This window comes from Cobetia sp. (assembly GCF_983723665.1).
In genome coordinates, this window is record NZ_CFDJES010000139.1 from 1 (window position 1) to 7,167 (window position 7,167).

Annotated in this window: 5 protein-coding genes; 2 read left to right on the forward strand and 3 right to left on the reverse strand. The window is 63.3% G+C overall.

From position 1 onward, the window contains the following. The coding region (locus tag AC4FAH_RS12205; protein ID WP_490246104.1) for a sensor domain-containing protein at positions 1–1,867 on the reverse strand (1,867 nt) is incomplete at its 3' end. 550 nt (positions 1,868–2,417) lie between these two features. Between AC4FAH_RS12205 and AC4FAH_RS12210 the strand changes: the two genes are divergently transcribed. After that, a complete protein-coding gene (locus AC4FAH_RS12210; RefSeq protein WP_287024594.1) occupies positions 2,418–3,203 on the forward strand; it encodes an alpha/beta fold hydrolase in 786 nt (261 codons plus the stop codon). Positions 3,204–3,372: 169 nt separating this feature from the next. Here AC4FAH_RS12210 and trpA read toward each other — a convergent pair whose 3' ends face one another. Together trpA and trpB are read right to left on the reverse strand one after the other, a co-directional pair. Then, the gene (gene trpA / locus AC4FAH_RS12215) at positions 3,373–4,212 is read right to left on the reverse strand and encodes a tryptophan synthase subunit alpha (protein WP_107335249.1); all 840 of its coding nucleotides are present in this window, start codon (positions 4,210–4,212) and stop codon (positions 3,373–3,375) included. A 126-nt stretch (positions 4,213–4,338) separates the two neighbouring features. Then, a complete protein-coding gene (gene trpB, locus AC4FAH_RS12220; protein ID WP_054554923.1) occupies positions 4,339–5,580 on the reverse strand; it encodes a tryptophan synthase subunit beta in 1,242 nt (413 codons plus the stop codon). 223 nt (positions 5,581–5,803) lie between these two features. On the opposite strand from trpB, the gene AC4FAH_RS12225 reads away from it, so the two are divergent. Beyond that, positions 5,804–6,727: a LysR family transcriptional regulator gene (locus AC4FAH_RS12225; RefSeq protein ID WP_054554924.1), complete on the forward strand. Its 924-nt coding sequence runs from the start codon at positions 5,804–5,806 to the stop codon at positions 6,725–6,727. The last annotated feature ends 440 nt before the right edge of the window (positions 6,728–7,167 follow it).

Sequence of the window (7,167 nt, forward strand, 5' to 3'; positions counted from 1 at the left end):
TGCTACGGAACTGCACCTGACTGACATTGACCGCCATCGGTAGCGCATAGCCTCGAGCGGTCATGGCGGCAAGCTCGCGACAGACCTGCTCCAGCACCCAATGTCCCAGCTCGAGAATCAGGCCGGACTCCTCCGCGATGGGGATGAAGGTCGCTGGCGAGACCATCCCAAGCTGCGGGTCATGCCAACGCAGCAATGCCTCGGCGCCACACAATTGCGGCTCACCACTTTCGGGCAGGGAAAATTGCGGCTGGAGGTGGACACTCAGCTGCTGGCGAGACACGGCCTCACGCAGCGCGTGTTCCATCCGGGCGGCATCGATGATGCGCTGGCGCATCTCGGGCGCGAAGAAACACAGCCGTGCACGCCCGGCCCCCTTGCTCTCATAGAGCGCGATATCCGCTTGATGCAGGAGGTGACTCCAGGCATCGCCCTCTTCTCTATCGATCTCGGTGTGCTCCACCTTGCCGGCCGGCAACACTTGATGAGAGCAGGCGCCATAGCCTTCCTCGTGACGCGGATAGAGCGTGATGCCCAACGAGCCGGTCAACTGATGCGTTCGCCCTTCAAGCTCCAGCGGCTCCTGCAGTCGCTCCAGCATCTGCTCCGCCACCTGGCGCGCTCGGCTAGCCGCTTCGCGCGGCCCACCGGCTCTCGGTGCCAGCAGCACGATGAACTCGTCTCCCCCATGGCGCGCGAGGAAGTCCTGCGGGCCCAGCATCTCTGCCAGACGCGAGGCGACCTGCTTGAGCGCCAGGTCACCGGCATCGTGACCGAGGATATCGTTGAGACGCTTGAAGTGATCAAGATCCAGGAACATCAGCGCGCCCATCTCGCCGGGCTGGGCCTGCTCCGCCAGCTCACAGAGATGACGACGCACGAGGCGCCGGTTGGGCAAGCCGGTCAACGAGTCGTGCAAGGCCTGATGCGTCAGCTGCTGGTCACGTCGATAGCGTTCGATCGCCAGCCTGGCCACCTTGACCGCCACTTCGAGCAAGCCATGGTGAGTTGCATCGAAGACCTCGCCTGTCTCGGCATAGAAGGCAAAGCTGCCCAGCGGATTATCCTCGCCATCGAGAATCGGCATCGACAGGCAGGCATCCAGCCCCAACGCATGCGGATGCTCACGGAAGCCCTCCCAGGCAGGTTCCTGCGCGATGGAAGGCGTCATGACCGGCTTGCGCCGCCACATCGCCGTCCCACAGGTGCCCACGCCTTCCCCGATCTTCAAACCACGGGTGAACAGCATAAAGCTTGCCGGCAGGCTGGGCCCCTGACCTGCCACGATGGTGCGGCCCACATCATCCAGCAGCAGCAACGAGGAGCGCACCTGAACCGCGGCGCCTTCGATGGTCAGGCACAGGTCGCGCAGCGTCTTGTCCAGAGACTGGCCTGCCGCCACGGCTTCCAGCAGCTCAAGCTGGGAATGGCTCAACATCAAGGCCCGGTGCATCTGGGTAATGTCCGTCTGCAGCCCCAGATACCCTTCCACCCGCCCCCTGGAATCCTTGAGTGGAATGCAGCGCAGCCGCAATCGCAGTGGTTGGCCATTGCTGTCGTAATGCACCAGCTCCTCATCGCTGGGTTCGCCGCGGCGGCGCTGTTCACGCAATCGGGTGATGACCAGCAGATCGGATGCCGGCCCCATCAAGAATTCACTGGGCACCTTGCCAACCACCTGCTGCTCTCGATAGCCGAGAAGCTGCTCAAAGGCGGGGTTGACCCAGCGAATGCGCCCTTCGAGGTCGTAGCAACAGACGCCGTTGCTGGTGTGATCCAGCAGCTGATTCAACAAGCCTTCGGCTTCCTGGCCATTGGCGGGCCGGGAAGTGCTCGGCATGGTGCCAAACGATGTGGTGTCACTCACTGGCGTATCCTCAGCAGACTCCTCTGCGATCCTGGCTGGATGACATGCCGAGCCTCAGGACTCGGCGAATTACCAGCACCAGCGTGCCGGATCCTCGGCACCAGTATGCGGCCTATGTCTCAGTGATATTAACCCACTGCGATGCGTTGAATATGAGTCCAGCGTCATTCGATCGGCACTGGCGTCGATCATCATTCGGCTCTCGAGCGCCGCACAGGCCTTTGAATCGAGCGCGTTCACTCCCACAACACTGACAACGCTCACATTTCAGATGCCCTGACAGCATGATCCACTCGGCAGCGTCGGGCGTAGTACACACATCACGCCATTCGCCACGGAGAGCCACTCCTTGAACGCTCTGCTGCCCTTTGTGTCAGTCACACTCTGCATGCTGCTATCGGGATGCGGGCCGCACTACCTTGCGGCCAATGACATCCACCAGGCCCCTTGCCTTGATGAATCCTCCGCCTCACGCCATCTCGTGACCCGCGACGCCACGTCGCTGGCATGGGAGTCCTGGCAACCTGCGCAGGCAACCCCTCAACGCGCCATGCTGCTTGGCCTGCACAGCTACGGCGACTTCCGGCTGGCATATGCCGATCTGGGCCCGTGGCTGGCCGGACAAAGCATCGTGACCTACGCCTATGACCAACGCGGTTTCGGGGAGTCCAGCCAGCAAGGGCGATGGCCGGAGTCCCCGTTGCTGGTCGAGGATCTGGTGGACGCCATCACGGTACTGCGCCAGCGCCACCCGAACCTCCCCTTGATCGTGGCGGGAGAAAGCATGGGCGGCTCGGTGATACTCAATGCCCTCGCCCAACATCCGGCGCTGTCGATCGATGGCAGCCTGCTCGCCGCCCCGGGCGTCCGCGGCGGCATCCGCTGGCGCTATCTGTACAACGCAGGACTCTGGACGGCGGCGCACCTTATCCCAGCGACCAGCGTGGAGGTGCCACGCAGGTACCCCGAAGGAGAACTTCAGCCCGCAGCTGCCGGGCGGTTGGCCAAGGATTCCCGCGTCGTGCATTCCGTGCGCCTTGATGCCTATTACGGCCTGATTCGCTTCACGGATCACGCCAGCGATGACATCGCAGCACTTTCTGCTGACACACGACTGCCGCCCACCCTGCTGTTGCACGGTGATCGCGATGAGACCGTGCCCCGTGTGGCCATCGAGCGGCTGGTCAGCGACTGGCCGAGCGCCTCACGCGATACGCTCGAGATTCATTACCTGCCCGAGGCGCCCCATCTGCTGCTGCAATGGCACGACAGTGACCAGATACGTGGGCGGATAGCACACTGGTTGGACCAGATCCTGCCAGCGCCCGCTTCGTGAGCGTAAGAACAAGGGTAAGTGCGAGAACGAGGCGATGGACGTGACACGCCGCGTCGTGCCGATAGCGCGTGCCTCACAAACAGCAACGCCCCGAACAGGGTTCGAGGCGTTGCTGTCTATCTATCTAACTATCGCCCCTGCGAGGGGCATGCTGGCCGCTAGCCAATGATCACTGACGCGCGGTCTTCAGGGCATCAGCCAGTTCACGGGTCAGGGCGTGCACGGCTTGAGTACCCTGCTCCGGCGTCTCGGCATTGGCCTGCAGGTCGATCAAGGCAGAACCGACCACCACACCGTCGGAGAAACGCCCGATCCGCGCCGCCTGTTCAGCGGTACGGATACCGAAGCCGACCGCGACCGGAATATCGGTATGTTCACGAATGCGACCGACCTCGGCCTCGACCTTCTCGGCAGTAGGTGCCGCGCCGCCGGTCACGCCATTGCTGGAGACGTAGTAGAGGAAGCCCGAGGTGTTGGCCAGCACACCCGGCAGACGCTCGCTGTCGGTGGTCGGCGTAGCGAGGCGAATGAAGCTGATGCCCGCTTCGCTGGCCGGGACGCACAGCTCGTCATCGTGCTCCGGCGGCAGATCGACGACGATCAGGCCGTCGACGCCTGCCTCGCTTGCCTGCTCGAGAAAACGGCTCACGCCACGACGATAGATCGGGTTGTAGTAGCCCATCAGCACGATGGGAGTGTCCTGATCGCGCTTGCGGAACTCGCTGACCATCGCCAGGGTGCGGTCCATGGTCTGGCCGGCCTTCAGGGCACGTTGGGTGGCATGCTGAATGGCCAGACCATCGGCCATCGGGTCCGTGAACGGCATGCCCAGCTCGATGACATCGGCGCCTGCGTCCGCCATGCCGAGGAAGGTCGCGAGGCTGGCATCGTAGCCGGGGTCGCCCGCAGTGATGTAGGTCACCAGCGCGGCACGATTCTCGGCGCGCACGGCAGCGAAGCGACGGTCAAGACGGCTGCTGGCAGTAGTGTCGATAGCGGAAGTGCTCATCAATAGACTCCGAATTTGCTGGCCTGCAGGCATCGATGACACCTGCAGGCGAAGAAGGCATGGGGCGCTCAGACTCGATCAGCGACTGACGACTCTGACGCCGGGCAACACGTGACAGACCCGGGCTTACTCGCCGTCAGGGTTCAGGCCCAGTTCGTCGGCCAGGTGATGAGTCACGGTGGCCATGTCCTTGTCACCACGGCCGCTCAGGTTGACCACCATCAGGTGGTCCTTCGGCAGGCCCGGCGCACGCTTGATGACTTCCGCCAGCGCGTGGGAGGACTCCAGCGCCGGAATGATGCCTTCTAGACGGCACAGCATCTTGAAGGCGTCCAGCGCTTCCTGGTCGGTCGCGGCGACATATTCGGCACGCTTGATGTCATGCAACCATGCGTGTTCCGGACCGATACCCGGATAGTCGAGCCCGGCGGAGATGGAGTGCGCATCGCCGATCTGACCCTCTTCATCCTGCAGCAGGAAGGTACGGTTGCCATGCAGAACGCCCGGCAGGCCGCCCTTGAGGCTGGCGGCATGACGCGGAGTCTCCAGGCCTTCACCAGCGGCTTCGACACCGATGATCTCGACGCTTTCCTCATCGAGGAACGGGTGGAACAGGCCCATCGCGTTGGAACCGCCGCCGATGCAGGCGACCAGCGAATCCGGCAGACGCCCTTCCTTCTCCTGCAGCTGCACGCGGGTTTCCTGACCGATGATGGACTGGAAGTCACGCACCAGCTGCGGGTACGGGTGCGGCCCGGCCACGGTACCGATGATGTAGAAGGTGTCATCGACGTTGGTGACCCAGTCACGCAGCGCCTCGTTCATGGCGTCCTTCAGCGTGCCATCACCGGCGGTGACAGGCACGACCTTGGCGCCCAGCAGCTGCATGCGCTGCACATTGGGCTGCTGACGATGGATATCGGTGGAGCCCATGTAGATCACGCAGTCCAGCCCGAAACGCGCCGCCACGGTGGCAGTCGCCACACCGTGCATGCCGGCACCGGTCTCGGCGATGATGCGCTGCTTGCCCATGCGGCGAGCGAGCAGTACCTGGCCCAGCGCGTTGTTGATCTTGTGAGCCCCGGTATGCATCAGGTCTTCACGCTTGAGATAGATCTTGGCGCCGCCCAGCTGCTCGGTCAGACGCTCGGCGAAATACAGCGGGCTCTGGCGGCCGACATAGTCCGCGGACAGACCAGCCAGCTCCTCGGCGAATGCCGGGTCCTGCTTGGCGGCTTCATACTCGCGCTGCAGGTGCAGAATCAACGGCATCAGCGTCTCGGCAACGAAGCGGCCGCCGAAATCACCGAAGAAACCCTTGGCATCAGGCCCTTGGCGCAGGCTGGGGGTAGCAGTCGTCTGGCTCATGCTGAACTCCTCGAATCGTGTCAGTGGCTGGTCTCACATACTGCGCAAGGCATCTGCGGGGCCAGCGATATGGTGATCATCCTAGCGCTGCAGGCACTGGAAGAAAAACGATAAATTCGCCAAGATGTGTGAGAAAATCTCACAGATGGTCGAGACGGTCATTGCCGCGCAGCCACTCTTTCCATGCCAATGACACGTCCAGCACTTGCTCAGGAGACACACCATGGAGCGCACCGAGCTACTGCCTCCCCTCAATGCCCTGCGCACCTTCGATGTGGCAGCTCGCCATGAGAGCGCCTCGCGCGCCGCAGAGGAACTGCATGTGACCCACGGGGCCGTCAGCCGTCAGATCCGCCAGCTGGAAGACGCACTCGGCACACGCCTGTTCGATCGCGCCGGGCGGGGCCTGACGCTGACACAGGCCGGCCGTGAGCTGGCGACCGCGACCCGTCATCACCTTGGCGGTCTGGCACGCGTATGCGGGGCACTGGCACGCAGTGATGCGCGGGCGCCCTTCGTGCTGAGCTGCCCGGGGTCGTTTCTGGCACGCTGGTTCATTCCGCGACTGGGGGCACTCAAGGACGCCCTGCCGGAACTCGAGCTGCACCTGACCGCCAGTGATGACAACGAAGGGCTGCGCAATGGCGTGGACGGTGTCCTGCGCTTCCAGACGCCGCCCTTTGATGACGCCGAGCATCAGGAGACGCGCGTGCTGGGCACCGAGCGCATCGGGCCCGTCCTGCGGCCCGACAGCGAGTGGCTGAGCGAGGCATCCAGTCCCCCTTCCCCCGAGGTTCTGCTGGGCCTGCCCCTGCTGCATACCCGATCACGCCCGCAAGCCTGGCCAGATTGGTGCTCACGCCAGGGACTATCCAGTGAGGGGCTTGATTACGCGCAAGGTTTCGAGCACCTCAACTACCTGCTCGAGGCGACACTGGTCGGACTGGGCGTCGGCATCGCGCCGGACTATCTGGTGGAGGAAGACCTGCGCAGCAAGCGTCTCGTGGCCCCCTGGGGGTTCGTCGAGACCGAGGCATGCCTGACGCTGACATTGCCGCAGGTCGGCCGCGCTCGTGCTCGCCACCCGCATGCCGAGGCGCTGGGCGAATGGCTTGCCCGGGAGCTGGCGACGGCACCGCCCCACTAGCCACACTTTGTGACAGGCATAAAAAAAGCCAGTCACAAGGACTGGCTTGCCCGGACATGTATCCAGAGGATAGCGCCGGAAAGATCGTGAATCCGCTCAAGGAACCATCGCAACCTGCAACGCAGGCTGGAAGCGAGGATGGGCGAACAACCCTGCGCATTGAACGACGCAGCCACCCTCGGCAGAAATGATCGAGGAGCCATGGCTGGCTCGACTCGAAGACTTCACGTCAGGTGGCCAGTCCTTATCCGAGATGGAGGACTCGAGATGAAGGGTGACGGCCTGACGCGTTTCAACTGTCAGCATCATATCTTTTAGTCCGCGAACAAAAAAGGGCCCAAACAGCAACAGACCTTTGCTGGAGAAGCACCATCAATCGCTCGCATGGCCGACCGGTATCAGTGACAGCCAGGGGCTGCAGCGCCCTTGTCCGAGGCGAG